Annotated in this window: 24 protein-coding genes; 9 read left to right on the top strand and 15 right to left on the bottom strand. The window is 71.4% G+C overall.

Features of this window, described 5'->3' with window-relative positions:
• Window positions 1-47: 47 nt before the first annotated feature.
• A complete protein-coding gene (locus QSK34_RS32860) occupies window positions 48-716 on the top strand; it encodes a response regulator (RefSeq protein WP_285589973.1) in 669 nt (222 codons plus the stop codon).
• Between the two features lie 208 nt (window positions 717-924).
• Here QSK34_RS32860 and QSK34_RS32865 read toward each other — a convergent pair whose 3' ends face one another.
• The 3 genes from QSK34_RS32865 to QSK34_RS32875 all read right to left on the bottom strand — a co-directional run bounded on the left by QSK34_RS32865 (window position 925) and on the right by QSK34_RS32875 (window position 5,508).
• A complete protein-coding gene (locus QSK34_RS32865) occupies window positions 925-2,037 on the bottom strand; it encodes a cellulose binding domain-containing protein (protein ID WP_285589974.1) in 1,113 nt (370 codons plus the stop codon).
• Between the two features lie 86 nt (window positions 2,038-2,123).
• Window positions 2,124-3,083, bottom strand: a complete 960-nt coding sequence (locus QSK34_RS32870; RefSeq protein WP_285589976.1) for a ketopantoate reductase family protein — start codon at window positions 3,081-3,083, stop codon at window positions 2,124-2,126.
• 229 nt (window positions 3,084-3,312) lie between these two features.
• Window positions 3,313-5,508, bottom strand: coding sequence for a glycoside hydrolase family 5 protein (locus tag QSK34_RS32875; RefSeq protein WP_285589978.1), 2,196 nt, complete (start codon window positions 5,506-5,508; stop codon window positions 3,313-3,315).
• A 386-nt stretch (window positions 5,509-5,894) separates the two neighbouring features.
• On the opposite strand from QSK34_RS32875, the gene QSK34_RS32880 reads away from it, so the two are divergent.
• The 7 genes from QSK34_RS32880 to QSK34_RS32910 all read left to right on the top strand — a co-directional run bounded on the left by QSK34_RS32880 (window position 5,895) and on the right by QSK34_RS32910 (window position 13,256).
• Window positions 5,895-7,247 carry a cytochrome P450 gene (locus QSK34_RS32880; protein ID WP_285589980.1) on the top strand — a complete coding sequence of 451 codons (1,353 nt, stop codon included), beginning with the start codon at window positions 5,895-5,897 and terminating at the stop codon, window positions 7,245-7,247.
• The gene (locus tag QSK34_RS32885) at window positions 7,244-8,038 is read left to right on the top strand and encodes a terpene synthase family protein (RefSeq protein WP_285589982.1); all 795 of its coding nucleotides are present in this window, start codon (window positions 7,244-7,246) and stop codon (window positions 8,036-8,038) included. Before QSK34_RS32880 ends, QSK34_RS32885 begins: the two co-directional genes overlap by 4 nt.
• Window positions 8,035-9,531, top strand: coding sequence for a prenyltransferase/squalene oxidase repeat-containing protein (locus QSK34_RS32890; RefSeq protein WP_285589984.1), 1,497 nt, complete (start codon window positions 8,035-8,037; stop codon window positions 9,529-9,531). Before QSK34_RS32885 ends, QSK34_RS32890 begins: the two co-directional genes overlap by 4 nt.
• Window positions 9,532-9,669: 138 nt before the next feature.
• Entirely contained in the window at window positions 9,670-11,925 is a 2,256-nt protein-coding gene (locus QSK34_RS32895) for a sensor histidine kinase (RefSeq protein ID WP_285589986.1), read from the top strand.
• Window positions 11,922-12,335: a roadblock/LC7 domain-containing protein gene (locus tag QSK34_RS32900; RefSeq protein WP_137249918.1), complete on the top strand. Its 414-nt coding sequence runs from the start codon at window positions 11,922-11,924 to the stop codon at window positions 12,333-12,335. Before QSK34_RS32895 ends, QSK34_RS32900 begins: the two co-directional genes overlap by 4 nt.
• A complete protein-coding gene (locus tag QSK34_RS32905; RefSeq protein ID WP_030452107.1) occupies window positions 12,332-12,691 on the top strand; it encodes a DUF742 domain-containing protein in 360 nt (119 codons plus the stop codon). Before QSK34_RS32900 ends, QSK34_RS32905 begins: the two co-directional genes overlap by 4 nt.
• A complete protein-coding gene (locus QSK34_RS32910; protein ID WP_161483519.1) occupies window positions 12,672-13,256 on the top strand; it encodes a GTP-binding protein in 585 nt (194 codons plus the stop codon). The genes QSK34_RS32905 and QSK34_RS32910 overlap by 20 nt, the downstream gene beginning before the upstream one ends.
• On the opposite strand, the gene menD is transcribed toward QSK34_RS32910, so the two are convergent.
• From menD to QSK34_RS32965, 11 genes are all read right to left on the bottom strand, one after another.
• Complete coding sequence (menD, locus tag QSK34_RS32915; protein WP_285589994.1) at window positions 13,226-14,875, bottom strand: 2-succinyl-5-enolpyruvyl-6-hydroxy-3-cyclohexene-1-carboxylic-acid synthase; 1,650 nt, start codon at window positions 14,873-14,875, stop codon at window positions 13,226-13,228. The genes QSK34_RS32910 and menD overlap by 31 nt on opposite strands.
• Window positions 14,863-15,741 (bottom strand): 1,4-dihydroxy-2-naphthoyl-CoA synthase, encoded by an 879-nt coding sequence (locus tag QSK34_RS32920; RefSeq protein ID WP_030452104.1) that lies wholly within the window; start codon window positions 15,739-15,741, stop codon window positions 14,863-14,865. The genes menD and QSK34_RS32920 overlap by 13 nt, the downstream gene beginning before the upstream one ends.
• 6 nt (window positions 15,742-15,747) lie before the next feature.
• Window positions 15,748-16,932, bottom strand: a complete 1,185-nt coding sequence (locus QSK34_RS32925; protein WP_161483521.1) for an isochorismate synthase — start codon at window positions 16,930-16,932, stop codon at window positions 15,748-15,750.
• Window positions 16,932-17,735, bottom strand: a complete 804-nt coding sequence (locus QSK34_RS32930) for a class I SAM-dependent methyltransferase (protein WP_285589996.1) — start codon at window positions 17,733-17,735, stop codon at window positions 16,932-16,934. Before QSK34_RS32930 ends, QSK34_RS32925 begins: the two co-directional genes overlap by 1 nt.
• Window positions 17,736-17,812: 77 nt before the next feature.
• Window positions 17,813-18,943, bottom strand: coding sequence for an amidohydrolase family protein (locus QSK34_RS32935; protein WP_285589998.1), 1,131 nt, complete (start codon window positions 18,941-18,943; stop codon window positions 17,813-17,815).
• A 45-nt stretch (window positions 18,944-18,988) separates the two neighbouring features.
• A complete protein-coding gene (locus QSK34_RS32940; protein WP_285590000.1) occupies window positions 18,989-19,258 on the bottom strand; it encodes a DUF6510 family protein in 270 nt (89 codons plus the stop codon).
• 3 nt (window positions 19,259-19,261) lie between these two features.
• Complete coding sequence (locus QSK34_RS32945; RefSeq protein WP_285590002.1) at window positions 19,262-19,984, bottom strand: ferredoxin reductase; 723 nt, start codon at window positions 19,982-19,984, stop codon at window positions 19,262-19,264.
• Entirely contained in the window at window positions 19,977-20,576 is a 600-nt protein-coding gene (locus QSK34_RS32950) for a molybdopterin-dependent oxidoreductase (protein ID WP_285590004.1), read from the bottom strand. Before QSK34_RS32950 ends, QSK34_RS32945 begins: the two co-directional genes overlap by 8 nt.
• A 10-nt stretch (window positions 20,577-20,586) precedes the next feature.
• On the bottom strand, window positions 20,587-21,387 hold the full coding sequence (locus tag QSK34_RS32955) for an isocitrate lyase/PEP mutase family protein (protein ID WP_285590006.1): 801 nt from the start codon (window positions 21,385-21,387) through the stop codon (window positions 20,587-20,589).
• Window positions 21,388-21,400: 13 nt separating this feature from the next.
• Entirely contained in the window at window positions 21,401-22,315 is a 915-nt protein-coding gene (locus QSK34_RS32960; RefSeq protein WP_285590008.1) for an SDR family NAD(P)-dependent oxidoreductase, read from the bottom strand.
• Between the two features lie 36 nt (window positions 22,316-22,351).
• A complete protein-coding gene (locus QSK34_RS32965; protein ID WP_285590009.1) occupies window positions 22,352-22,729 on the bottom strand; it encodes a hypothetical protein in 378 nt (125 codons plus the stop codon).
• Between the two features lie 155 nt (window positions 22,730-22,884).
• Here QSK34_RS32965 and QSK34_RS32970 point away from each other — a divergent pair, with 155 nt between their 5' ends.
• The gene (locus tag QSK34_RS32970) at window positions 22,885-23,781 is read left to right on the top strand and encodes a sulfite exporter TauE/SafE family protein (protein WP_285590011.1); all 897 of its coding nucleotides are present in this window, start codon (window positions 22,885-22,887) and stop codon (window positions 23,779-23,781) included.
• Window positions 23,782-23,784: 3 nt separating this feature from the next.
• On the opposite strand, the gene QSK34_RS32975 is transcribed toward QSK34_RS32970, so the two are convergent.
• Window positions 23,785-25,173: a PepSY-associated TM helix domain-containing protein gene (locus tag QSK34_RS32975; protein ID WP_285590013.1), complete on the bottom strand. Its 1,389-nt coding sequence runs from the start codon at window positions 25,171-25,173 to the stop codon at window positions 23,785-23,787.
• Window positions 25,174-25,206 lie beyond the last annotated feature (33 nt).

A 25,206-nucleotide genomic window follows, 5' to 3' on the forward strand; every position in this document is an offset into this window, starting at 1 on the left:
CACCCTAGCGGGATATGTCTGCCCAAGAGCGGCGTAGCCTCGCATTCATGACGCGGATCCTCGTTGTCGACGATGAGCCCCAGCTTCTGCGCGCACTGCGGATCAACCTGGCGGCCCGCGAATACGACGTGGCCGTGGCGGCCGACGGCGCGGCCGCGCTGCGCCTGGCCGCCGACTGGCACCCGGACCTCGTCGTGCTGGACCTGGGCCTGCCCGACCTCGACGGCGTGGAGGTCATCCACGGCCTGCGCGGCTGGACCAAGGTGCCGATCATCGTGTTGTCGGGCCGGTCGGGCAGCCTCGACAAGGTCGGCGCCCTCGACGCCGGGGCCGACGACTACGTGACCAAGCCCTTCGGGATCGACGAGCTCCTGGCCCGCATCCGCGCGGTCACCCGCCGCAGCGCCTCGGCCGGCGCCGAGCCCGTGACGGTGAAGATCGGCGGCCATGTGGTCGACCTGTCCGACAAGACCATCTCCGGTGGTGTACGACTCACGCCCACCGAATGGCACCTCCTGGAGATCCTGGTCCGCAACCCCGGCAAACTCATCAGCCAGCGCCAGCTCCTGACCGAGGTCTGGGGCCCGGCCTACCTCAAGGAGACCCACTACCTGCGGCAGTACTTCGCCCAGCTCCGCCGCAAGCTGGAGTCCGACCCGGCCCACCCCGTCCACCTGGTGACCGAACCGGGCATGGGCTACCGCTTCCAGCCCTAGCCCTTTCGCAGGGAGCGGTCCGGCGGAGACCGGGGCCTGACCGTGCACAGACGCCGGTCCAGGGAAGGCTCAGACGCCGGTGCGGGGAAGCCGATGCGCATCCACAGCCGGCAGGCAAAGCCCGGCCGCGCCCAGGGGGGTAGGCGCGACCGGACTTCGTCTCATCTCGCGGGGCCGCTCTCGGGCCGGCCCCGCGGCGTTCCGGAGGTCAGCCGGCCGTGCAGGTCGGGACGGGGGCGGTGTTCGTGCCGTTCCACGAGGCCAGGAAGCCGAAGGTGGTGGTGGCGCCCGCGCCCAGGTTGCCGTTGTAGCCCGCGTTGCGGACCGTCACCTGGCTGCCCGACTGGGTGTGGGAGCCGTTCCAGAGCTGGGTGATCTGCTGGCCGTCGGCGAAGGTCCAGCGGACCGTCCACGCGCTGATCGCCGCGCTGCCCGCCTTGACGGTGACCTCGCCCTGGAAGCCGCCGCCCCACTGGGTGCCCGGCGTGTAGGTCGCCGTGCATCCACCGGGCTGCGGCGAAGGTGACGGCGACGGCGACGGCGAAGGTGACGGGGACGGGGAAGGCGAGGGCGACGGGGAAGGCGAGGGCGACGGGGATGGGGTCGGCGTGGGGGAGGGGGTGGTGCCGTTGATGGCGGCGGCGAGGGCCGGGTACCAGGCGTTGGACATCTTCTGGTCGCCCGACGCGTTCGGGTGCACGCCGTCGTAGGTGTCGGTGGCGGTGCTGAAGCCCGTCCACTGGTCGACGACCACGATCGGGGACTGGGCCGTGGTCCGGGCGGCGGCCCAGGCGGGGATCGCGTTGTTCAGGTTGACCGTGCGCTGGGCGCACTCGCCGCAGGTCGGCGGGTTCATCGGGATGATCTTGGCGACCAGGATCTTCATCGCCGGGTTCTTGGCCCGCATCTGGGTGACCAGGGTCGAGTAGGCGTCCAAGATCTGCTGGGTCGAGCGGTTGCTCCAGACGTCGTTGGTGCCGAAGTGCATGAGCACGATGTCGGGGCTGGTGGCGTTCAGCCAGCCGACGAGCTGGTTCTGCGCCGCCACGTTGGTCACCAGGTAGCCGCCGTGGCCCTCGTTGTCGCCGTCGTGGCTGAACCCGCAACCCTGCGGGCCGAGTGTGCCGACCATGTCGACCGACGTGTAGCCCGTCTGCTGCAGCCGCTGCCAGAGCAGGGCGCGCCAGCAGCCGGGAGAGCCGGTGATCGAGTCGCCCAGGGGCATGATCCGCACCGTGGCCGCCTCGGCGGGCCGCGTGACGAAGAACGCGGCGAGCAGCACCAGAGCCGCCACCAGGGCGCTCATCTTCGACGTCTTCACGGGGCGGATGGTAAGGATACGGGGCGGTCAGCTCCTAGGAACTTCTTCCGGCCCAAGGCTCTGACCTGGGATGACGCATGTACGTTTCACATCAGGGCGGTCAGTTCCGCGACGGAGAGGGAACCGGGCGGACGGGACTCCCGGGCCGCCCGGTTCGCCTCGCGCTGCAGCACGGCGTTCACCGGTGTCGCCACCCCGTGGGCGCGTCCGAGCAGCACGATCTCGCCGTTGAGGTAGTCGGCCTCGATCGTGCCGCTGCCCTTGGCCAGGCTCTGCCACGACGAACCGCCCGGCCGGGGCACGCCCTCGATCTCGCCGTGCTCCACCAGCCGCCCGCGCCGGGCCTGCTCCTCGTCGGGGGTGGTCACGTCGACGCCGGCGGCGGCCAGCACGGCGACGCCCTCCTCACGGGCCCGCCGGGCCAGGTCGAGCCCGGCCGGGTCGGGGCCGGTCAGGGCCTCGACGGCGTTGCCGAGGTTGCCGAGCAGCTTGCCGTACTTCCAGCGCATGATCGCCGGGTCGGCCCACGAGGCGAAGCCGCTGCGGTCGAGGTCGGCGGCGACCGTCTCGGAGAGTTTGTCCACACCCTGTGGATAACGTCCGAGGGGGAGCATGCCGGACTTGGGGGTGCCGTAGGCGACGATCGTGCCGGGCTCCAGGTGCAGGGCGGGCATCCAGACCAGCATTCCGTACACGTCGGCGAACAGGCGCAGGGCGAGGCGTTCGTTCTCGACGGCGTTCTGCGCGCAGACCACCGGCAGGCCGTCGGCATGGGGGGCCCACGCGGCCAGGGCCGCCGCGGTGTCTTGGGTCTTGGTCGCGACGATCAGCACGTCGCCCTCGCGCAGCTCCAGGTCGGCGGGGTCGCCCACGGCGGGGATGCGAAGTGTTTCCGCTCCGTTGGGGGTGACGAAACGCAGCCCGGTTGAGCGCAGCGCGGCCAGATGAGACCCTCGGGCGGACAATATGACGTCGTGGCCACTTTGGAAGAGGCGGGCGCCGATGGTGCCCCCGATGCCGCCGGCCCCGATGATGATGTAGCGCATGTGCCCGATTCTGCCCGGCTTTACAGTCACGGAGAGTTCTGTCACCGTGACGGTGGAATATCGACTTCGGCGGATTTCGGGTCACCCAATATGCTGCCCAACGAAACCGCGGACCTCACGGAAGGAAGGCTCATGTACAAGGAGTTCGCGATCGAGGTCGTCGTCTGGCTGATCCCGGTCGTCATCCTGCTGGGCCTCGCCTGGCTCGTCACCGCGACCGCCTGAGTTCCTAACGCAACTCCAGCACGAAGTCGCCCGCCGGGCAGCCCGAGAGCCGCCATCCGCCGGGCACCCGCCGGAACGCCACGCTGGAGATCCCCGAGGTCGTCACCGCCGGGCGGGTCGCGCCCGGCGCCCAGACGTCGAGATCGCACCGTCCGGTGCCCTTGGTTCCGGTCAGCCGCAGGTGGCGACGCTCCGGATCCGACCAGACCGACGACAGACGGCCCGGCACCGCCCTCGGGTAGGCCCTGCTCACCACGTTGCTCACGGAGCGTGACGGACCCCTTTCCGTGCCGGTCGCGCAGTCGACGGTCACCAAATTCCCCGCGGTGGCCGGGTCGGTCCCGGCCAGGTGGGGGTCGCCGCAGGCCTGCTTCCACACCCAGAAGGCGCCGCCGATCATGGCGCTGTCCTCGGCCTTCGCGTACGCCGCCAGCCGCCCCCCGCCCCACGCGCTGGTCCACAGGGGGGTGCCGTAGCGTTCGGCCATCCGGGCCGAGAGGGCGACCGCGCGGGCCGGGTCGATCGGCAGGTCGCCGGGCTTGACGGCCAGCACGAGGCCGGGGTCGTCGGCGAAGCCGGGCCACGGCGCCCACAGCGGGCCCGGCTCGAAGAAGATCAGGTGCCGGTGGCCGCCCGCCGCGCGTTCGGCCTCCCTGATGGCGGCGACCGCGCGGGCGTAGAAGCGGCCGAGCGCGGCCGAGGAGGTCAGCGGCGGGGTCTCGCCGAGGCCGGGGCTGTTCATCAGGTCGAACCCGGCGACGGCGGTCGAGCCGGCGAACTCGCGGGCCAGCCGTCCCCATGTCGCGACCAGCCGGGTCTGGACGCCGTCGCGGTCGGCGTAGAAGTTGCTGAAGGCCCGGTTGACCACCGGGGCCAGTTCCTTCGCCAGGAACTGGCAGCGCCCGCTGCCGTCGAAGGGGGTGGCCCAGCCGGGCGCGCCGTCCCAGCCGATCATCGGGGTGGTGCCGGTCGGGCAGGTGGCGCCCATCGGGGCCACGACGCCCCGGCCCCAGGCGTCCTGGTGCAGGTCGATGACGGTGACCATGTCGTTGGCGGCGGCCTGGTCGACGGCCCGGCGGATGCGGGCCACGTAGCCGGCGTCGAGCGTGCCGGGAGTGGGTTCGAGCAGCGACCACGAGACCGCGAGCCGGACGACCGAGAAGCCCATCGCGGCCATCTGGCGGAAGTCGTCGTCGGTGAGCGGGCGCACGGTCTGCTTGGTCGAGTCGCCGCTCCAGTAGTCGACGAGCTGGTTCACCCCGACCCCGCGTAACAGCACCTGGCGGCCCTGGCCGTCGGTGATGGCCCGGTCGGGCAGCGCGGCGGCCTCCGGCGACAACGTCATCGCCAGCGCCAGGACGGGCACGGCCGCCTTCTTCCGGCCGGGCAGCAGGATCGTGGCCGTGGCGGCGAACAGTCCGATCACCGCGCCGTAGGAGGCACCCACCGCCAGCCTGATGAACAGGGAGAACACCGGCCACAGGTCGCCGGACGGGGCGTCGGCGGGACCGTACGAGAGGAGGGCCGCGACACTCTGGGCGAAGCCCAGGAAGAGCCCTCCGCAGACGCACGCGAGCCAGCACCCGACGAACCGGCCGGGCCCCGCGCCCAGCCGCGCCGAGGCGACGTGGACGACGGCGAGGAACACCCCGAGACCGGCCAGCCCGCCCACGACGCCGGCGCTCGCGGTCGGGGCGAAGAACCACCATCCGCCCCCGAAGACGTAACCGACGGGCGAGTGCGTCCACCACCCGTTCCCGAGCACGAGCAGCCCGCCGACGCCCGCGAAAGCCGCCATCAGCGTGAACTCCGGCACCGGCCGCCCCCACGCCCGCCGGGTGCGCCGTGTCACGATCCAAGCGGGGATCGCGGCGGGCCAGCAGAGAACGCCCAGGTAGACGCCGGTGAAGCCGGACGCCCAGGCGGTGGTGAACGGCCCCTCGCCCAGCGGAACGGTCCCGAGGAAACGCCCGGTGAGGGCGGCCAGGACGAGCGCGCCCCAGGTCGTCAGGAAACCCCGCCGCAGCAGGTAGGCGGCGCCGAAGAAGGCCGTCACGGTGAGCACGGCCTCGGCGTGGCCGGGGGCGAGCAGCCCCGTCGGGTCGGCCAGGTCCAAGGTCAGGAGCAGTCCGGCGAGCACGGCGGCCCCGGCGCCGGCGGCGCGGAGGGCGGTGGGGTCCGCGGTGACATGACGGGGCACCCCGCGATCCAACCAGCCCCACAGGCCTTCCGACTAGGGGTGTGCTCGCCGGTCAGAGCATCGCAATCTGTCATATACCACTGCAATTAGGACCGATCCAGTTATTTCGGTCAGGTGCCTACAAAAGTATCACTTCCCTGCAATCTTGATCATCGTCATTTGATCATGTGATACTGCGCCGGTGATGCCGAAGTTACGGCAAAACATCACAGGTGCGACATACAGCTAGTGAAGTGTAAAAACGGGAGGTAACCGGCGCTTTGTAGACCGGCGAAACCGGTCACCGTTTCTGTCACGTACGCACGCTCTCTTGGACCGTTCAAGCGCTCATCCGCCGTGAGCGCTGTTTGTGCTGCGCAAATCCTTCAGTGTGGGAGCCCCAAGAAATGTCCGTCGAGACACCCGCGAGACCCGTTCGATCCCCGCGCAACCTGCCACTCCGTCGATTACTGCCCATGGTCGTCCGGGCCCCGCTCGAAGGTCTGGCCGACGTGGCCAGGGACGCCGGAGGAGAGATCGTCCGGCTGGACGTCGGGCCGTTCCGGCCCTATCTGCTGAGCCACCCCGACCACCTCCAGCACGCGCTTCGGGGCGACTGGACCAGCTACCTGCGCAAGGGCATGTTCTGGAAGCCCGTCGAGCGGCTGCTGGGCGACAGCGTGATCGCGGACGGGCCGGGCTGGGCGGCCAGCCGCAAGGTGCTCCAGCCGCTCTTCACCGCGCGCTACGTGGCCTCGCTGACCGCCGACATGGCCGCCACGATCGACGAGGGCCTCGACGAGCTCACCCCCGGCGTGCCCTTCGACGCGATGGACACGATGAACCGCATCGCCACCCGCGCGGTCATCTCGGTGCTGTTCGGCGACCGGATCTCCCCCCGCGAGGCCGAGGTCCTCGGGCCGGCGTACACCACCGCGAACACCTCCATGGGCTTCCGGATCGCGCTGCCGTTCGTGCCCGAGCGGGTGCCGCTGCCCGGCGACAAGAGGTTCATGGGCGCCCGGCAGGTCATCGACGACGTGATCTACCCGCTGATCCGGCAGGCGCGCAAGGAGAGGAGCGACGGGCCCGACATCATCTCGGCGCTGGTCCGCGCTCGCGACGGCGAGGGTCGCGAGCTCACCGACCGCAAGCTCCGCGACGACCTGGCCAGCATCTACGGCGCCGCCACCGAGACCACCGCGGTCGCGCTGACCTGGTTGTGGGCGGTCCTGCACGAGCACCCCGACGTGGCGGCGCGGCTCTATGAGGAGATCGACGAGGTCACCGGCGACGGCCCGGTGGGCGCGGACACGCTGCCGAGGCTGCGTTACCTGACCATGGTGCTGCGCGAGACGCTGCGCCTCTACCCGGCGGGCTGGGCCATGCCCCGCCTGGTGACCCGGACCCACGAACTCGGCGGGGTCACCATCAAGGCCGGGTCGCAGGTGCTCATCAGCCCGTACGTCACCCATCGCCTGGACGGGTTCTGGCCCGACCCGCGGACCTTCGACCCGGAGAGGTTCGCCCCCGAGCGGGAGGACCGCCGGCACCGCTACGCCTACCTGCCCTTCGGCGCCGGTCCGCACCTGTGCCTCGGGCAGCACCTGTTCCACATCGAGGCGCCGCTGCTGGTCGCCGGGCTGCTGAAGCGGTTCCGGCCGGAGCTGGTCACCGAGGGGCCGTTCCCGGTGCAGCCCGCGGGCACGCTGCGCAGCCGCAAGAAGATCGAGATGATCCTGCGCCCGGTGACCACGTGACCGACGCCCATACCGCCGGCCGCGTGAGCGGGCTGGCCGCGGCTTCCGCACGCGACCTGACCACCCGCGCCGCCGCCCACCCCGCCCTGTTCCCCGCCCGGCCGTTCGACGCGACCCTGTTCAACGCCGTCGCGCTGGCCAACGCGTTCGGCTCGCCCGACGCGACCGTGGCCGAGCTCCGGGTGGCCAACCGGCTGTCCCTGTGGATCTTCGCGGTCGACTGGCTGATCGACCACCGGGCGGAGGAGCTCGCCGAGGTCGACGCGATCGTCGAGGAGTGTCTGGACGGCACCGCCGACAGCCCGCTGACCGCCTTCCTCGGCGAGATCCGCGACGAGGTGGCCGACGCCACCGGGTTGTTCGAGGCCGAACTGGCCCGGATGCTGCACGCCATGCGCCGCGAGTTCGCCTGGAAGGCCCGCGGGGAGCTGCCGACGCTGGAGGCCTACCTGGACAACGCGGCCAACTTCGGATCGACCTTCGTCAACGTCGCCCACTGGACCAGGAACGGCGTCCAGGGTGTGCCCGGCCTCCTCCCGGCCAGCGACGAGGTGCAGAAGGTGCTGCGCCTGCTGAACGACCTGGCCACCCACCACCGGGACGTGAGCTGGGGCGACCTGAACGCGCTGATGCTCGGCCCGACCCCCGGCGAGGTCCGCGCCCACATCGAGACCCTGACCGGCAACGCGAGGAAGCTCATCGGCGACGGCCCCCAGGCCGACTACCTGCGCCGGCAGATCGGCTACAGCTCCGGCTTCTACGGCGTCGCCGACTACTGGGGGTGCCGGTGACCGCCGAGGGGCTCGTCCAGGATCTGATGTCACGGCCGTGGGGCGACGTGTCGCCGTCGGTCTACGAGACCGGACGGCTGGTCACGCTCACGCCGTGGCTGGTGGGTCACGCCGAACGTGTCGACTACCTGTGCGCCGTGCAGCGGCCCGACGGCGGCTGGGGCCTGCCCGACGGCTACGACCTGGTGCCCACCCTGTCCGCGACCGAAGGCCTGATGTCCGCCGCCGACCGGGGAGATCCGGTGTCGGGCCGGGCCGATCCGGGGGCCGCCGCGCGGCGCGGGCTGGCCGTGCTGACGCGCCGGCTGGTCGACGAGCCGTGGCGGCCGCTGCCCGACATGCCGGCGATCGAGCTCATCGTGCCGCACCTGATCGGCCTGATCAACGCGCGGTGCGGCGACCCGGGCCTGCCGATCCCGCCCGGCATGAGCACCGCCCCGCTCGGCCGAATTCGCGACTGGTTGAAATCCGGTGTGCAAGTTCCAGAGAAATTGCTCCATGCGCTGGAAATAGCCGGAGATTCCGCGACTTTTGCGCAAACAGGACTTACTTCTATTGGTACGGTCGGAGCTTCGCCCGCCGCGACCGCGGCCTACCTCGGCGACCGCGGGCTCATGGACCCCGGCAACCCGGCCCGCCTGCACCTGGAGGCGGTGGCCCGGCGGTTCCGCGGACCGGTCCCGGTGGGCCTGCCGATCACCGTATTCGAGCGCGCCTGGGTGCTGAGCACGCTGGTCAGAGCCGGTGTCCCGGTCGATCCACCGGCCGAGATGCTGGCCGACCTGGTGGCGGCCATCGGCCCCGCGGGCACCCCGGCCGGGCCCGGCCTGCCGCCCGACTGCGACACCACGTCGGTGGCCCTCTACGCCCTGGGGCTGTTCGGCATCCCGTACGACCCCGAGTGCCTGCTGGCCTACGAGCTCGACACCCACTTCTGCACCTGGCGGGCCGAGGAAGGCGCCTCCATCAGCACGAACGCCCACGTGCTCGACGCCCTGGGCCACCACCTGAGGCTGGTCCCGGAGGCCCGCCGCTATCAGCCGAAGATCGACAAGGCCGTCGCGTGGCTGATCGGGAAACAGCTCCCCGACGGTTCGTGGCGCGACCGCTGGCACGCCAGCCCCCTCTACGCCACCGCCTGCGCCGCCCTGGCCCTGCGCGAGTACGGCGGCCCGGCGGCCGAGGAGAGTGTGGCCAGGGCGCTGAGCTGGACGGTCGCCACCCAGCGCGAGGACGGATCATGGGGCAGGTGGGCCGGCACCCAGGAGGAGACCGCCTACGCGCTGCAGATCCTCCTGCTCGCCGGAGACCCGGGGCACCGCGAGGCGGCGGCCCGGGGGCACGCCTTTCTGACCGACGAAGACGACATCTCGGAATGGCCGCCGCTGTGGCACGACAAGGATCTGTACCTGCCCGTTTCCATCGTCAGAGCGGCCATGATCGCGGCGCGTCATCTCACGCGACGGAATGCAGCGGCACATCTTCAGATATGAGTACATAAAGGGACACGTGTTGAGTGTGTTTCCCGGCATTGCTAAGGTTCCCCGGGGCGCCTGCGGCTTGCGCCCCGGAAATCCCCGCTAAGCGGTGACGAGTTAGTAATCGCCGGGAAACGTCCCAGGGTGGTTGATATGCGCTTACGCAATTCCCGAGTGCGCACCAAGGTGGTGGCACTGCTGCTGTCCCTCGCGGCCCTCTGGGGGTTCGCGGCCTGGGTCACGCTCCGGGAAGGCGTCAACCTCCTGTTCGTGAACACCTTCGACCAGGGTGTCGCGCAACCCAGCGACCCCCTCGTGCTCGCCCTCCAGGACGAACGGCGCGCGACGGTCGTCCAGCTCGCGACCCGCCGCCCCCTGCCCGACATGGCCGGGCTGCGGGCCAAGACCGACCAGACCAGGGCCCACTTCGAGAACCTGGCCAGAGGCGACGACGTCCGGTTCGCCTCCAGCCCCGACACGATGAAGCGCCTCGACGAGCTGTTCGGGCTCCTGGCCGGGCTGACCGACATCCGCAAGGCGGTCGACCAGGGCCGGATCAACCGCGAGCAGGCCGCCGACGGCTACACCCGGGCGCTCGACGCCATCTTCCGCACGTATTTCTCCGTCGCCACGCTCGACGACGACGAAATCGCGAAGGATGCTCGCACTTACATCAGTCTTCAGCGTGCACGTGAAGTTCTTTCGCAAGAGGACGCGCTGCTCGCCGGCGCCATCGCGGCCGGTCGTTTCGGCGCCGGGGAACACGCGAAATTCGTTCAGATCGTCGGCGCCCAGCGTTTCCAGACGGCCGAGCAGGTCGGCGAACTGCGCCCCTCCGACCGCGCCCACTTCGACACGCTGCTCGAGAGCGACGCCTTCACCCGGCTCCGCCAGGCCGAGAACGCGGTGATGGAGCGCGGCCGGACCCTGGAGGCGCCGCCCGTCACCGCCGACCAGTGGAAGCAGACCACCTCGGTCGCGCTCGGCCGGATGATGGACGAGGTCCTCGCGGGTGGTGACCGGGTGGTCGAGCGGGCCACGCCGGTCGCGCTGGGCGTCATCGTGCGGCTGGTCCTGGCCGGCGGTCTCGGCCTGGTGGCGGTCATCGCGTCGATCGTCCTGTCGATCACCACCGCCCGGCGCCTGATCGCGCAGCTGGAGAAGCTGCGCGACGCCGCCCACCAGCTCGCCGACGAGCGGCTGCCCGGCGTCGTCGAACGGCTCGCCCACGGCGAGAAGGTCGACGTCGCCAAGGAGGCGCCGCCCCTGGAGTTCGGCGGCGACATCATCGGCCAGGTGGGCCAGGCGTTCAACGCCGTGCAGGAGACCGCGATCCGGACCGCCGTCGAGGAGGCCGAGCTCCGGCAGTCGATCCGCGACATCCTGCTCAGCCTGGCCCGGCGCACCCAGTCGCTCGTGCACCGCCAGCTCACCCTGCTCGACGTCATGGAACGCCGCGAGACCGACGCCGAGGAGCTCAAGGACCTGTTCCGGGTCGACCACCTCGCCACCCGCATGCGCCGCAACGCCGAGAACCTCATCGTCCTGTCGGGCGCCACCCCGGCCCGCGCCTGGCGGCGCGCGGTCCCGATGGTCGACGTGGTGCGCGGCGCGCTCGCCGAGGTCGAGGACTACACGCGCGTGACGATCATGCCGATGGGCCAGGTCGACCTGACCGGCCGGGCGGTCGGCGACGTCATCCACCTGCTCGCCGAGGTCATCGAGAACGCCGTGTCGTTCTCGCCGCCTTACACCGTCGTGCAGGTCGGCGGCCACCCGGTCGCCAGCGGCTACGCCATCGAGATCGAGGACCGGGGTCTGGGCATGACCCAGGAGGACCTCGACGAGGCCAACGCCCGCATCCTCAACCCGCCGGAGTTCAACCTGTCGAGCACCGCGCGGCTCGGCCTCTACGTCGTCAGCCGCCTGGCCGAACGCCACGGCATCCGGGTCTCCCTCAAGAGCTCCCCGTACGGCGGCACGACCGCCGTGGTACTGCTGCCGAGCGAGCTGGTCATCGACGACCGGCCCGCCGACATCCCCCCGGCCGAGCAACTGCCCGAGGCCCTTCCGAGACTGGCCGAGGTCACGATGCTCGCCGCGCCCGTGGCGCAGCTCACCCGGCGCCGCCCAGAGCCCGAGCAGGACACCCCTGTCGCTCCGCGCGTCCCGGAGGCCACCGTGACCGAGTTCACCCCGTCTGGTCTGCCCTTCCGCGTTCCCCAGGCGAGCATCGCCCCGTCGCTGCGCGACGCGGTCGACGACCTCGCCGAACCGGAGGAAGAGGACGACGAACGGTCACCCGAAGACATCATGCGCATCATGGGCTCGTTCCAGTCGGGCACCCGGCGGGGCCGGTCCGATGCGGCCCGCAAACTCCAACAGAACGAAGAAGGGGACGATCGGTGACCGCCGCCGACCTCGCCTGGCTCCTCGACGACCTGGTCAGCAACGTCCGGGAGGTGCGGCACGGCATCGTGTTGTCCTCCGACGGGCTGCTGCTCGCGAGCTCCCGGGACCTGGAGATATCCAGCGCCGAGCATCTGTCGGCGGTGGCCGCCGGCGTGCAGTCGCTGGCCCGCGGCGTGAGCGAACGGTTCGAGGGCGGAGCCGTCCGGCAGACCATCATCGAGATGCGGTCGGCCTATCTGGTGGTCACCGTCGCCGGCCACGGCGCCTGCCTCGCGGTGCTCTGCGAGGAGGACGCCGACGTCGGCCTCGTGGCCTACGAGATGGCCATGCTCGTGGTCCGCGTCGGGCAGTATCTGACGTCTCCCGCACGGTCCGCGGCGTCTTCTACGGGCAGGAGCGACCCGTGAACCCAGACGAGCAGCTGTACGACGAGCAGGTCGTCCGTCCCTACGTCATCTCGCGCGGCCGGACCGAGGCCCGCGCGAACCTCGACCTGATCTCCCTGGCGGTCGCCATCAGGCAGCCGACCGGGCTGGAGGTCGGGCTCGACCCCGAGCACCTGGCGATCGTGCGGTTGTGCCGCCGCCCGCTGTCGGTGGCCGAGATCGCCGCCGCCCTCGACCTGCCCGCGGGCACGGTCCGGGTGCTGCTGGGCGACCTGCTCGATTCGGGCTTCGTGGCGGTCCAGGACCCGCAGCCCGAGGTGGACGTACTCGACGAGCGAATGTATAGGGCGGTGCTCGATGGCCTCCGTGCCCTCTGACAAGCCTCGCATGCCCACCCCCGTGAAGCTGCTGATCGCGGGCGGCTTCGGGGTGGGCAAGACGACGATGGTCGGCGCGGTCTCCGAGATCCGGCCGCTGCGCACCGAGGAGCTGCTGACCGACCGCAGCATCGGCGTCGACGACCTGTCGGGCGTCGAGCGGAAGACCACCACCACGGTGGCGATGGACTTCGGCCGGATCAGCGTCGGCGACGACTACGTGCTCTACCTGTTCGGCACCCCCGGCCAGGAGCGGTTCTGGTTCGTCTGGGACGAACTGGCCAGGGGCGCCCTGGGCGCCGTCGTGCTCGCCGACACCCGCCGGCTCTCCGACTGCTTCCCGTCGGTCGACTACTTCGAGCGGCGCGGCACCCCGTTCGTCGTCGCGGTCAACTGCTTCGAGGGCGCCCCGGTCTACGACCTGGCCGAGGTGAAGATGGCGCTCAGCCTGCCGCCGGACATCCCGGTGCTGCTGTGCGACGCCCGCCGCCGCGCCTCCGGCAAGGAGGTGCTGATCACCCTCGTCCAGCACGCCTACAGCAGGCGGCCGGTGGCCAAGGTCTGAGACACCGCCTCCTGGATTCTGCGCCGGACGGCCGCCTGTTCGTCGCGTTCGGTGACGACCTCGACCACCCACAGGCCCGTGCTGGGCTGCATCTCGTTCACGCCGTTGACCCGTGCGTACGGGACCTGCGCCATCGCGGCGACGTCGCGGGCGCTGACGCCGTGGGGCGTGCCGAAGAGGCGCTCGAACTCCGGCCGGCCGGCCGGTTCGAGGGTCGAGAAGATGCCGCCGCCGTCGTTGTTGACGACCACGATCGTCAGGTCGGGCCGGGGCTCCATCGGCCCCATGACCAGGCCGTTCTGGTCGTGGATGAGCGACAGGTCGCCGATCAGGGCGTAGGAGGGGCCGTCGTGGGCCAGCGCCGCGCCGATCGCCGACGACACCAGGCCGTCGATGCCGGACGCGCCCCGGTTCGCCATGATCCGCACGCCGTCGCGCGGCCGCATCGCCAGGTCGAGGTCGCGGATCGGCATGCTCGACCCGGCGAACAGCAGCGCGTTCGACGGCAGCGCCGCGACCAGGTCGCGGGCCAGCCTCGGCTCGCTCACCGGGATGGCGTCGAGCAGCAGGTCGATCGCGTCGCGGGCGCGCTTCTCGGCCTCGTGCCAGGTGGCCGTCCACTCGGTCGGGCCGGTCGCCTCGCCGGGCCGCACCGACGGGACGACCGCCATCGCCGTGCGGGTCGGGTCGGGGTGGCGGGCGGCGCGGGAGACCACGACGTGGCGTTCGGCCGACCGGATGTAGGCCAGCGCCGCGCGTGACAACCCCACCCGGCCGGAGGTGACGACCAGGCCCGGCCGGAACACCCGGGCGAACGCCGGGTCGCCGAGCAGGCTGCGGTAGGTCGAGACGGCCGCCGGGCCGCTGCGGTGGCCGCTCGTCGGCTCGGCCAGGATCGGCCAGCCGGTGGCCTCGGCCAGGCCCTCCCAGTCGTCGTCCTCCGCGCCGTCGCCGAGCACGATGACGCCCCGCTCCTCGGCCGGGAGCTCGACCGGGTCGAGGATCGGCGCGGGCGGCGTCATGGCCGTCCAGGGGCGGCGGTCGGCGCGGCCCTCCAGCAGCTTGTCGGCGTCGCCCGACGGGATCAGCGGGTCGCGGAAGGCCAGGTTGACGTGGACCGGGCCCGGGTCGGGGCTGAGCATGGCCGACCAGGCCCGGTCGACGGTGGTCCGCCAGTAGGGCATCTGGCCCGGTTCGGCCGCGCCCATCTCGCAGAACCAGCGCACGTGGCCGCCGTAGAGCTTGATCTGGTCGATCGTCTGGTTGGCGCCGGTCGCCCGCAGCTCCGGCGGCCGGTCGGCCGTCAGCAGCAGCAACGGGATGCCCGACTCGGCGGCCTCGACCACGGCGGGCAGGTAGTTGGCGGCGGCGGTGCCGGACGTACAGACGAGAGCCACCGGGCGGCCCGACCGCCGGGCCAGGCCCAGCGCCAGGAACGCCGCCGAGCGCTCGTCGACCCGGACGTGCAGCCGCACGTGCTCGTTGTTGTGGAAGGCCAGCGCGAGGGCCGTCGACCGGGAGCCGGGGGAGACGACGACCTCGGCCAGCCCGCAGCGGGCCAGTTCGTCGACGACCACCCCGGCCAGCGCGGTGGAGCCGTTCCCGCTCAGAAGTGCCATGGGAACGGGCTCCAATCAGGTGAGCGTTTCTCGAGGAACGAGTCGCGGCCCTCGGCCGCCTCGTCGGTCATGTACGCCAGCCGCGTCGCCTCCCCGGCGAACACCTGCTGGCCCACGAGCCCGTCGTCGATGAGGTTGAACGCGTATTTCAGCATGCGCTGCGCGGTCGGGCTCTTGGCGTTGATCTTGCGGGCCCATTCGAGCGCGACGACCTCGAGCTCCTCGTGGGGCACGACCGCGTTGACCATGCCCATCCGGTGGGCGGCCTCGGCGTCGTAGGTCTCGCCCAGGAAGAAGATCTCGCGGGCGAACTTCTGGCCCACCTGGCGGGCCAGGTAGGCGCTGCCGAAGCCGCCGTCGAAGCTGGCGACGTCGGCGTCGGTCTGCTTGAACCTCGCGTGCTCACGGCTGGCGAGGGTCAGGTCGGCCACCACGTGGAGGCTGTGGCCGCCGCCCGCCGCCCAGCCCGGCACCACGCAGATGACGACCTTTCCCATGAAGCGGATCTGCCGCTGCACCTCCAGGATGTGGAGGCGGCCGGTGGCGGGGGTGCCGTCGGCGTACTGGTAGCCGTCCTTGCCCCGGATGCGCTGGTCGCCGCCGGAGCAGAAGGCCCAGCCGCCGTCGCGCGGCGAGGGCCCGTTGCCGGTCAGCAGCACACACCCGACGTCGACCTGCTGCCGGGCGTGGTCGAACGCCTGGAAGAGCTCGTCGACCGTCTGCGGGCGGAACGCGTTGCGCACCTCGGGACGGTTGAAGGCGATCCGAACCGTGCCCTGGTCAACCGCGCGGTGGTAGGTGATGTCGGCGAAGTCGAAGCCCTCGACGGGGCGCCACGCCTTCTCGTCGAACAGTTCAGAAACCATGCTGTCTCACTTTACGCAGGTGGGATCGGCGAACAGATCCCGGATGGCGCCGAGTTTCGCCTCGGTCTCGTGCCACTCCGAGGTCGGGTTGGAGTCGCCGACGATGCCGCATCCGGCGAACAGCCGCAGGTTGGGGCCCTTCACCTCGGCGCACCGCAGCGCGATGCACCATTCCCCGTCGCCGCGCGCGTCCTGCCAGCCGACCGGGCCGGCGTAGCGCCCGCGGTCGAGGTTCTCCAGCTCGCGCAGCAGCGACAGGGCCTCCCGGAACGGGGTGCCGCAGACGGCGGCGGTCGGATGGAGCCGCGAGGCGAGGGTGAGCGCGTCGACGTTGTGGCTGAGCGTGCCGCTGATGCGGGTCGCCAGGTGGGTGACGTTGGCCAGTTGCAGTTCGTGCGGTTCGTGGACGTCGAGCTGGGAGCAGTGGGCCCGCAGCACGTCCTCGGCCGAGTCGGCGGCCAGTTCGTGCTCGACCGCGGTCTTCTCGGTGCCCAGGCCGATCGCGCCGCCGGGCCAGTCGGTGCCGGCCAGCACCAGCGACTTCACCATCCGCCCGAACCGGCCGGTCAGCAGCTCGGGCGAGGCGCCGACGAGCCCGTCGACGGCGAACGTCCAGCAGCCGGGGAACCGGTCGTGCAGCCGCGAGACCGCCGTGCGCGGGTCGAACGGCCCGCCGAGCAGCCCTCGCACGTCCCTGGCCAGCACGACCTTGTGCAGCCGCCCGGCCCTGATGTCGTCGACCGCCCGGGAGACCTGCTTGTGAAAACGTTCCTCGGCGTCGGGCTCGGCCAGCCACCGCACGTTCGGCAGTGGATCGGGGACCGTTCCATCGGGATGGCAGGGGTCGCCCACGGTTGTCATCCAAGAGGCGCCGTCGCGCCGGGCGATCAGCACCTGCGGGATGACGAACACCGACCGTCCGGGCCCGTGGTCGAAGGTGAAGCTGCCGAAGGCGACCGGCCCGGAGCCCGGCAGGCCCACGCGGTCGTCGACGTTGCGCCGTGCCAGCCACTGCCGGAACCAGCGGCGGGCGTGCTCGAACCGGCCGGGGCCGCTCACCTCGAACCGGGCCGCGACGCCCCATCCGGCCATGCCCTCGTCGCCGTGCAGCCAGAGCACGCTGTCGGCGAAGGGCGCGGCGTCGATCAGCGGGCCGGGATCCTGGATCGGAACCGTCCGCACCAGCTCCATCAGGTCTCCTCGGGCCGGCGCGCCAGCACCGAGTGGACGGTGAAGGACACCGCGCGGAACCCCGGGTCGGCCATCACGGCCCGCACCTCGTCGAGCTGGTCCCTCGTCAGGCCGGTGGCCAGGAAGTGGTCCTCCAGGTGGAAGCTGTTGCTGGTGAGCAGCTCCAGGCCGGGCGACTTCGGGCCCCACACCTCGACGTGGCACCAGGGGTCGATCTGGGTGAAACCGGCCTGGGCGATCTCCTGCGCGGCCGAGCGTCCCCACGTCGGGTCGCTGCCCACGCCGACGAGCACCGAGGCCATCGCGCGCAGGAAGGTCTCGTAGAGCTCCCGGGAGCCGTGGTCGGGCGCCAGCAGGGCGGGCCAGTGGGTGACGTCGATCTCGTCGACCTGCAACCATCCGCCGGGCCGCAGCGCGTCGCGCAGCCGGGCCAGCACCGCCGCCCGCTCGGGCAGGTGGCTGAGCACCAGCCGGGCGTGCACCAGGTCGAACGCCGCCGGCGGCAGCGGGTCGTGGACGATGTCGTGCCTGGTGACGGTCAGCCCGTCGCAGGCCGGGATGAGGCCCGGCTTGATGTCGGTGGCGAAGACGTGGCCGCGGGGCGCGACCCGGCCGGCCAGCCACCGCGCGACGCTGCCGCCGCCGGCCCCGATCTCCAGGCAGTTCCAGCCGTCGCCGACGCCCGTCTGGGCCAGCCGGCCGAACGTCAGCGGGTCGAGCAGGTCGGCCAGGCATCGATGCTGGTCGGCCGAGTGGTCGCCGTCGTTGTCGAACACATATTGATGGGCGAGCGCATGCGTCACTGGATTTCCCCCCGGGAAAGACAAGCAGTCCGGTTCCGCATGCTAGGGCGTGATTACATCAGGACATCGGCAGACACTCAGAGTGATGAGCCGTTCCGGAACACGGCGGCGGTTTCGCGTAACGCGGTGTGGTCCGTCGTGGGGTCGCCGCGCACCGCCAGCAGGTCGGCGTCGAAGCCCGGCGCGATCCGCCCCTTCCGGTTCCCGACCCGGCACAACGTGGCCGCGTCGGAGGTGAGGGCACGCAGGATCTCCACCGGCGTCATCCCGGCCGTGGTCAGCATCTCGCCGCCGTGGGTGAGGATGCCGTGGGGCTTGGGCGGGCCGATGCCCGCGTCGCTGCCGCCGACGATGGTGACGCCCGAGGCGCGGAGGCGGCGCAGGCCCTCGTTCAGCTTCGGCAGCAGCGCGGCGATCCTCGGCGGCGGGACCACTCCGGGCGTGAGGCCGACGGTCAGCGAGGCGGCGACGCCGTTCGCGGCCATGGCCGCCATGATCTCGGGGTCGGGCGCGACGCCGTCGGCGGTGAGGAAGGTGACGTGCTCGACCGAGTCGAACCCGGCGGCGACCGCCGCCGCGATGCCCGGCCCGCCGTGGGCGTGCCCGGCGATCGGTAACCCGTGGCGGCGGGCCTCGTCGGCCGCCGCGTCGATCTCGGCCTGGGAGAACTGGTTGAGGTGGGAGTGGGTGCCGGGGGTCATCTCGCCGCCCGTGATCATCATCTTGATCGCGTGCGCGCCCTTCTCGGCCCTCTCCCGTACGGCCGCCCGCACCCCCTCGACCCCCTCGGCCTCGCCCCCGAGGAACCAGCAGTGTCCCTTCACCGAGGTGATCGGGGCGCCGGCGCTGAGGATCTCCGGCCCGTCGGTCATCTCCCCGGCCAGCCGGAGGGCCAGGTAGCCGCGGTCGCCCAGGTCGCGGACCGTGGTGACCCCGGCGGCCAGGTGCCGGCGGGCGTGGGCGCGCATCCGGTCGTACAGGCCCTCGCGGTCGAGCCCTGCCACCGGGTCGGGGGAGGCGTCGAAGGCCAGGTGGACGTGGGTGTCGACGAGACCGGGCAGCAGGGTGACGTCGCCCAGGTCGCGGACGTCGCCGTGCTCCGGCGCGTCGTCGAGCAGGTCGACGATCTTGCCGCCGGAGACGACGACGGCCCGTTTGGCGGTCAGGTCCCTGCCGTCGAACACGCGTCGCGCGCGAATGATGAGCATGACCCGAATATGCGCCTGTTTCCGGACCGGCGCGTGAGTAGGGGCCTACTCAGCGATGGGAATCCTCAGCGACACCGAGCCGCGCAGGTCGAGCCAGGCGTCCTTCGGCCCGCGCACGAGGGTCAGCACGACCTCCTCGCACCCCGGGCAGCGGGCGACCAGACCGGGTTCGGGCCCGTAGACGCGCAGTTCGGCCAGCGCCCCACGCCGGCCGCAGCCCGCGCAGGTGCCGTGGGCCGTGGTGACGTCGAGGGTGAAGATCTCGCTCAGCGGCCCGGCGAGGGCGTTGCCGTCCTGGTAGTCGAGCTGGTCCATGGGTCAGCCTCCGGTCGGTCCGAAACGCTCAGTCTTGATCTTCGCCGGGTCGTGGCCCAGCTCGGTCAGCAGGTCGGCGGCGGCCTCGACGAAGCCCGTCGGCCCGCAGACGAAGACGTCGGGGGCGGTCTCCGGTGGCCAGCCGTAGGCGACCAGGTCGGCCGCCCGGATCCTGCCGGGGGCACGGCCCGCGTCGGGCGGCGCGGTCCGGGTGTAGAGGTAGGCGACCTCGACCCCCGCCATCACCTTCTCCAGCTCGCCCGCGTAGTAGAGCTGACCGGGGTCGCGCAGCGAGTAGAGCAGCCGGAACGGCGTGTCGGACTTCCCGCGCGAGCGGATCATCGCCATCAGCGGCACGATGCCCGACCCGCCGCCGACCAGCAGCACCGGCGGGGAGGAGTGCGGACGCCACACGAACCAGCCGCCGACCGGGCCGCGCAGCTCGATCTGGTCGCCCACCTCCAGCACCTCGGTCAGGTAGGGCGACACCTCGCCGTCACTCACCTGCTGGACGGTGAGCTCGACGCGCTCGCCGTCGTCGCCGTTGGCGATCGAGTAGCTGCGCTGGGCGCTGTAGCCGTCGTCGGCGGTGAGCTTCACGTCGACGTGCTGGCCGGGCAGGTGGCCGGGCCAGCCGGGCACGTCGAAAACCAGCGTCCGGGCCGTCGGGGTCTCCTGGCGGATCTCGGTGACCGTCGCCACCCGCCAGGTCAGCCGCTTAATCACCCTGGTAGCGCTGCTCGCGCCACGGGTCGCCGTAGTTGTGGTAGCCCGCCGTCTCCCAGAAGCCCGGCCAGTCGTCGTTCAGCAGCCGGATGCCCTTGACCCACTTGGCCGACTTCCACAGGTAGAGGTGGGGCACCAGCAACCGGGCCGGGCCGCCGTGGGCGGGGGCCAGCTCCTCGCCGTCGAACTCGTGCACGATCCATGCCTTGCCGTCGAGCAGGTCCTCCAGCGGAAGGTTGGTCGTGTAGCCGCCGTAGCTGTAGGCCAGGGCGTACTCGGCGGCCGACTCGACGTCCTCCATCAGGACGTCGAGGCTCACGCCCTTCCACTCGGTGCCGAACTTCGACCACTTGGTCACGCAGTGCAGGTCGACGGTCGGGGTCTCCTGCGGCAGGGACTGGAACTCCTCCCACGACCAGCGGTGCACCTCGCCCTCGGGGGTGTCGATGGCGAACTCCCACCGGTCGAGCGGCACCCGCGGAGTGGGCCCGGCCGACAGCACCGGGAAGTCGTGGACCAGGTACTGCCCCGGTGGAAGCTTCTCGTCGTGGTCTCTCGGGCGGCCCTGGAAGGCGCGCGAAATGATCCCCATAACTGGCGTCCTACCCCTTTTGCAGGAGGTTGTTGAGCTCGCCGTAGGGGAGACCTGCGGCGATCGAGGTGTAGGTCCCCTCGCCGAGCAGCTCCCTGGTCGCGGCCTGGGCCACGGCGTAGGCGGCCGAGGCGACCGAGGAGCCCAGGCTGATCCGGGCCACCCCGGCGTCGGCGAACGCCCTGACCGGAGGCGCGCCCGGCCCGAGCAGCATGTTCACCGGCGCGTCGAGTTCCTTGACGAGCTGCGCCGCCAGGGCGGGGTCGTGGATCCCCGGGACGAAGATCCCCGTCGCGCCCGCCTCCAGGAAGGCCGAGGCCCGCCGCAGGACGTCGGCCAGGTCGTCGCCGCCCCGGAGGTAGGTGTCGATGCGGGCGTTGATGTAGAGCGGGACGCCGAAGTCGTCGGCGCTCCGCCGGGCGGCGGCCAGCCGGGCCGACTGGTCGGCGAGGCTGCGGGGGCCGTCCTCGATGTTGACGCCGACGGCGCCCGCTTCGAGGATCCGGGTGACCGTGACGGCCACCTCGTCGGGGGTGGCGCCGAAGCCGCCCTCGATGTCGGCGGTGACCGGCACCCCGACCACCTCGGTGACCCGCCTGACCGCCTCGGCGGCGCGGTCGCGGCCCAGGTGGTCGCCGTCGGGCACGCCCAGGCTCCACGCCACCCCAGCGCTGGTGGTGGCGACCGCCTTGGCCCCCGCCGCCTCGGTCAGCAGGGCGCTGGCCACGTCCCAGGCGTTGGGCAGCAGCAGCGGGTCGCCGGGGACGTGCAGCGACCGGAAGACACGTGCTTTGTCGGTGAGAGAGGACATATGGCTCAGTAGATCAGGTTTGCAGCATCTCTTGTGAGACGTACCAGAGCCGCATGGCCAGCTCCGGGTCGACCGCGTAGGGCGCGTAGCCGCGCCTCGGGCCGGTGCCCGGATAGGGCTCGGCCTCGTTGCAGTCCTCGAAGTAGCGGCCGGTGACGCCGTCGAGCAGCGGCGAGGTCGCCACCAGGACACTGGTCGCGGCGCCCTGCGGGATGGTCTTGCCCTCCGGGCGGCCGGTGTTGTCCAGCAGGTTCTGGAAGCCCTCTTCGGTGAAGTAGCGCTGGATGCCGGTGCGGATCACCCCGGGCATCACCGCGTTCACCATGATCCCGTCGCCGGCCCAGCGCCCGGCCGCGCCGACCGCGAACAGCGCGTTGGCGGTCTTCGACTGGCCGTAGGCCTCCATCGGGTCGTACTCGCGGCGCAGGTAGTGGATGTCGTCGAAGACGACCGGCGACCGCAGGTTCGCCACCGAGCTCAGCACCACCACACGCGCCCCCGGGCGCATGGCCAGCGCCTCGTGCAGGCCCGTGGTCAGCGTGAAATGGCCCAGGTGGTTGGTGGCGAACTGGAGCTCCCAGCCCTCGGGGGTCCGGGTCAGCGGGGGCGCGGAGATGCCCGCGTTGTTCACCAGGATGTCGAGGGGCCCGGCCCACCCGGCGACGAAGTCGCGGACCGAGGTCTGGTCGGAGAGGTCCAGGTGCGCGATGGCGACCTTGCCGCCGATCTCGTCGGCGGCGCGGATGCCGGCGTCGACGTTGCGGACCGCGAGCATGACCTCGGCGCCCGCGTCGGCCAGGACCCGCGCGGTCTCCAGGCCGATGCCGGAGTTGGCGCCGGTGACGATGGCGCGCTTGCCGCCGAGGTCGATGCCTTCGATGACCTCACTCGCCGTGGATTCAGCCCCAAAAGGCGTTTTAACGGTCATAACTCCGAAACTAGCGAGCGAGCCGTCAACGTCCGGTCAAGGAAGGGGCACGGCCACCGGCACCGGCTGCCCCTCCCAGGTCAGCCAGAGCACCGAGGGGTGCCGGGCCGCCGGGCGCAGCAGGAACTGCCAGCTCGACCCGGGCCCGATCGCCACCTGTGCGGGCAGGTCGCCGAGGCCGGGGCCGGCCTTGCGCCAGTCGGCCGTCACCGACAGGGCGCGGTCGGTGCCGGTGTTGGTCAGCCAGCAGAGCGACTGGGTGCCGCGCACCCGGGCGATCCGCCACGCCACCGGTGGCGGGCCCGGCTCGTCGAGGCCGCGCCGGTTCACCCACAGGCCCACCATGCTCAGGCCCAGCCCGCCGACCCCGACCGCCGCGCCGAGGGCGAGATCTCCGCTCGTCAATGCGTTCACACGGCCGACATTAGGAAGGCGCCGGGCCGCGAGCCGGCCGAGTGGCGAGACCCTTACCTCTACCTGGCCTTATGCAGATGGCACAGAACGGCAGTTTCATCGCAGAAAGCTCATCATTTAACCTAGGGGCAAAGTAGGAATCGAAGGGAGACGCCGTGCGGTCACTGATCTTGCTCGGGCTCGTCGGGTTCGCGGCCCAGCTCGTGGACGGCAGCCTCGGCATGGCATACGGCGTCACCTCGACGACCCTGTTGCTGGCCGTCGGCACCAACGCCGCCGCCGCGTCCGCGACCGTGCACCTGGCCGAGATCGGCACGACCCTCGCCTCGGGCGTCGCGCACTGGCGGTTCAACAACATCGACTGGAAGGTCGTCGCGAAGATCGGCATCCCGGGCGCAATCGGCGCCTTCGCGGGCGCGACCTTCCTGTCGAGTCTCTCCACCGAGTCGGGCGCGCCGATCATGTCGCTGATCCTGCTCACGCTCGGCCTCTACATCCTGATCCGCTTCACCGCCTTCGGCCTGCCCAAGGGGCAACTCGGCAAGCCGATGCGCAAGCGGTTCCTGGCCCCGCTCGGGCTGTTCGCCGGGTTCGTCGACGCCACCGGAGGCGGCGGCTGGGGGCCGGTCGGCACCCCGGCGATCCTGGCCAGCGGCCGGATGGAGCCGCGCAAGGTCATCGGCTCCATCGACGCCAGCGAGTTCCTCGTCGCCATCGCCGCCTCGCTCGGTTTCCTGTTCGGCCTCGGCTCCCAGAACATCGACTTCGCCTGGGTCGGCGTGCTGCTCCTCGGCGGCATCATCGCCGCGCCGATCGCCGCCTGGCTGGTGCGGCACGTGCCGCCGCGCATCCTCGGCTCCGCCGTCGGCGGCCTGATCATCATCACCAACGTGCGCACGCTCCTGCGCAGTGAGTGGATCGCCGCCTCGGCCCCGGTCCAGACGGTCGTGTACGTCGTCCTCGCCCTCGTCTGGGTGGCTTCGATCGTCTACTCGGTCGGCGAGCACCGGAAGACCAAGGCCGCCGAGGCCGAACTGACCCCGGCGGCGTAACCCCTACGCGGTCACCTTCTGGACGACGCGGTCGATCACCAGCACCACGACCATCGTCAGCCCGGCCAGCGGGAACAGGATTCCGAGCACGGCGAGCAGGGCCACCACACCCCAGGTGGTGCGCCCGTTCGCCGGACGCCGGGGGGCGCCGACCGAGCCCTTCGGACGCCGCTTCCACCACATCCAGACCCCGGTCACGATCAGCCCGATCAGCGCCAGGCACGCCCCGAGCATCACCAGCAGGTTCACGATCCCGTAGCGGCGGCCCTCGTGGATCGCGATGCCCAGTTCGACGGTCTTGGCCAGCACGCCGTACTCGTTCCAGCCGTAGTCGGTGAGGATCTTCCCGCTGTACTGGTCGACGTGCAGGGTCTGCCCCGCCGACGGGTCGCGGTAGTGGTCGGTGACCACGGTGTAGACGCCGGTCGGCTCGGCGGGCAGCAGCATCTTCAGGTCACACTCGCCGGGCGGGCAGTTCCGGATCGCGGGGCGGGCCGCCGCCAGCGCCGCCTCCAGCGCGATCGCGCCCGGCTGCAGCACGCCGCCGCCCCCGCCGTGGTGCGCCTCCGACTCCGGCACGGGCAGGTTGGTCGCCGCCCACGGCACCTTCGCGTCAGGGTGGTGCGACAGGTCGCCGCTGACCGTGGAGGTCGAGGTCACCTCGGGGTAGCCGGAGTCGAAGTAGGCCTGGGCCTTGTTCACGTAGTCGCCCCAGAAGCCCGACCAGGGCAGCCCCGACAACACCAGGAACACGATCGCCACCCCGGCGCCGACGCCGGTCCACATGTGCAGGCGGCGCAGCGAGGCACGGGTCCTCTTCTTGGGGGCGGCGCGTCTCCTGGTCGTCCACCACATGTAGGTGCCGGTCGCGATCAGGATCAGCGACCAGCACGCGGCCGTCTCGACGATCCGGTCGCCGGCGACCCCGGCCATCAGCTCGCCATGGATCTTGCGGACCGTCGCCATGAAGGTGCCGGCGTCGTCGACCACACCCAGGACCTTGCCGTCGCCGGGGTTGACGTACACGGAGATCCCGTCGGCGAACGGCCCGGAGTCGGCGCCCTGGAAGATGATCCGCGTGGAACGGCCGGGCCCCGACGGCGGGATCACCGCCCTGATGTCGACGCCCGGTTTGACGGCCTGGGCCGCCGCGACCTGGTCGGCCAGCGGCACCGGGTTCGCGACGGCGGCCACCTCGCGCACGTCCCGCTGCGACCAGGCCTCGAACGGCTGCTTGAACAGGTAGATGGACCCGGTCACGGCCATCACGAACAGGATCGGGGCGACGAACACCCCGGCGTAGAAGTGCCACCGCCACAACAGGCGGTAGTTGTGTGTTGACGCTTTGGGGTCGGTTTCGGGCGTCGTCGGACGCACGTCGATCGAGGTCATCGTTTTTTCTCCGGGGATGAGAGGTCGAGGGGT

This window comes from Herbidospora sp. NBRC 101105, from assembly GCF_030269205.1.
Taxonomy (GTDB): domain Bacteria; phylum Actinomycetota; class Actinomycetes; order Streptosporangiales; family Streptosporangiaceae; genus Herbidospora; species Herbidospora solisilvae.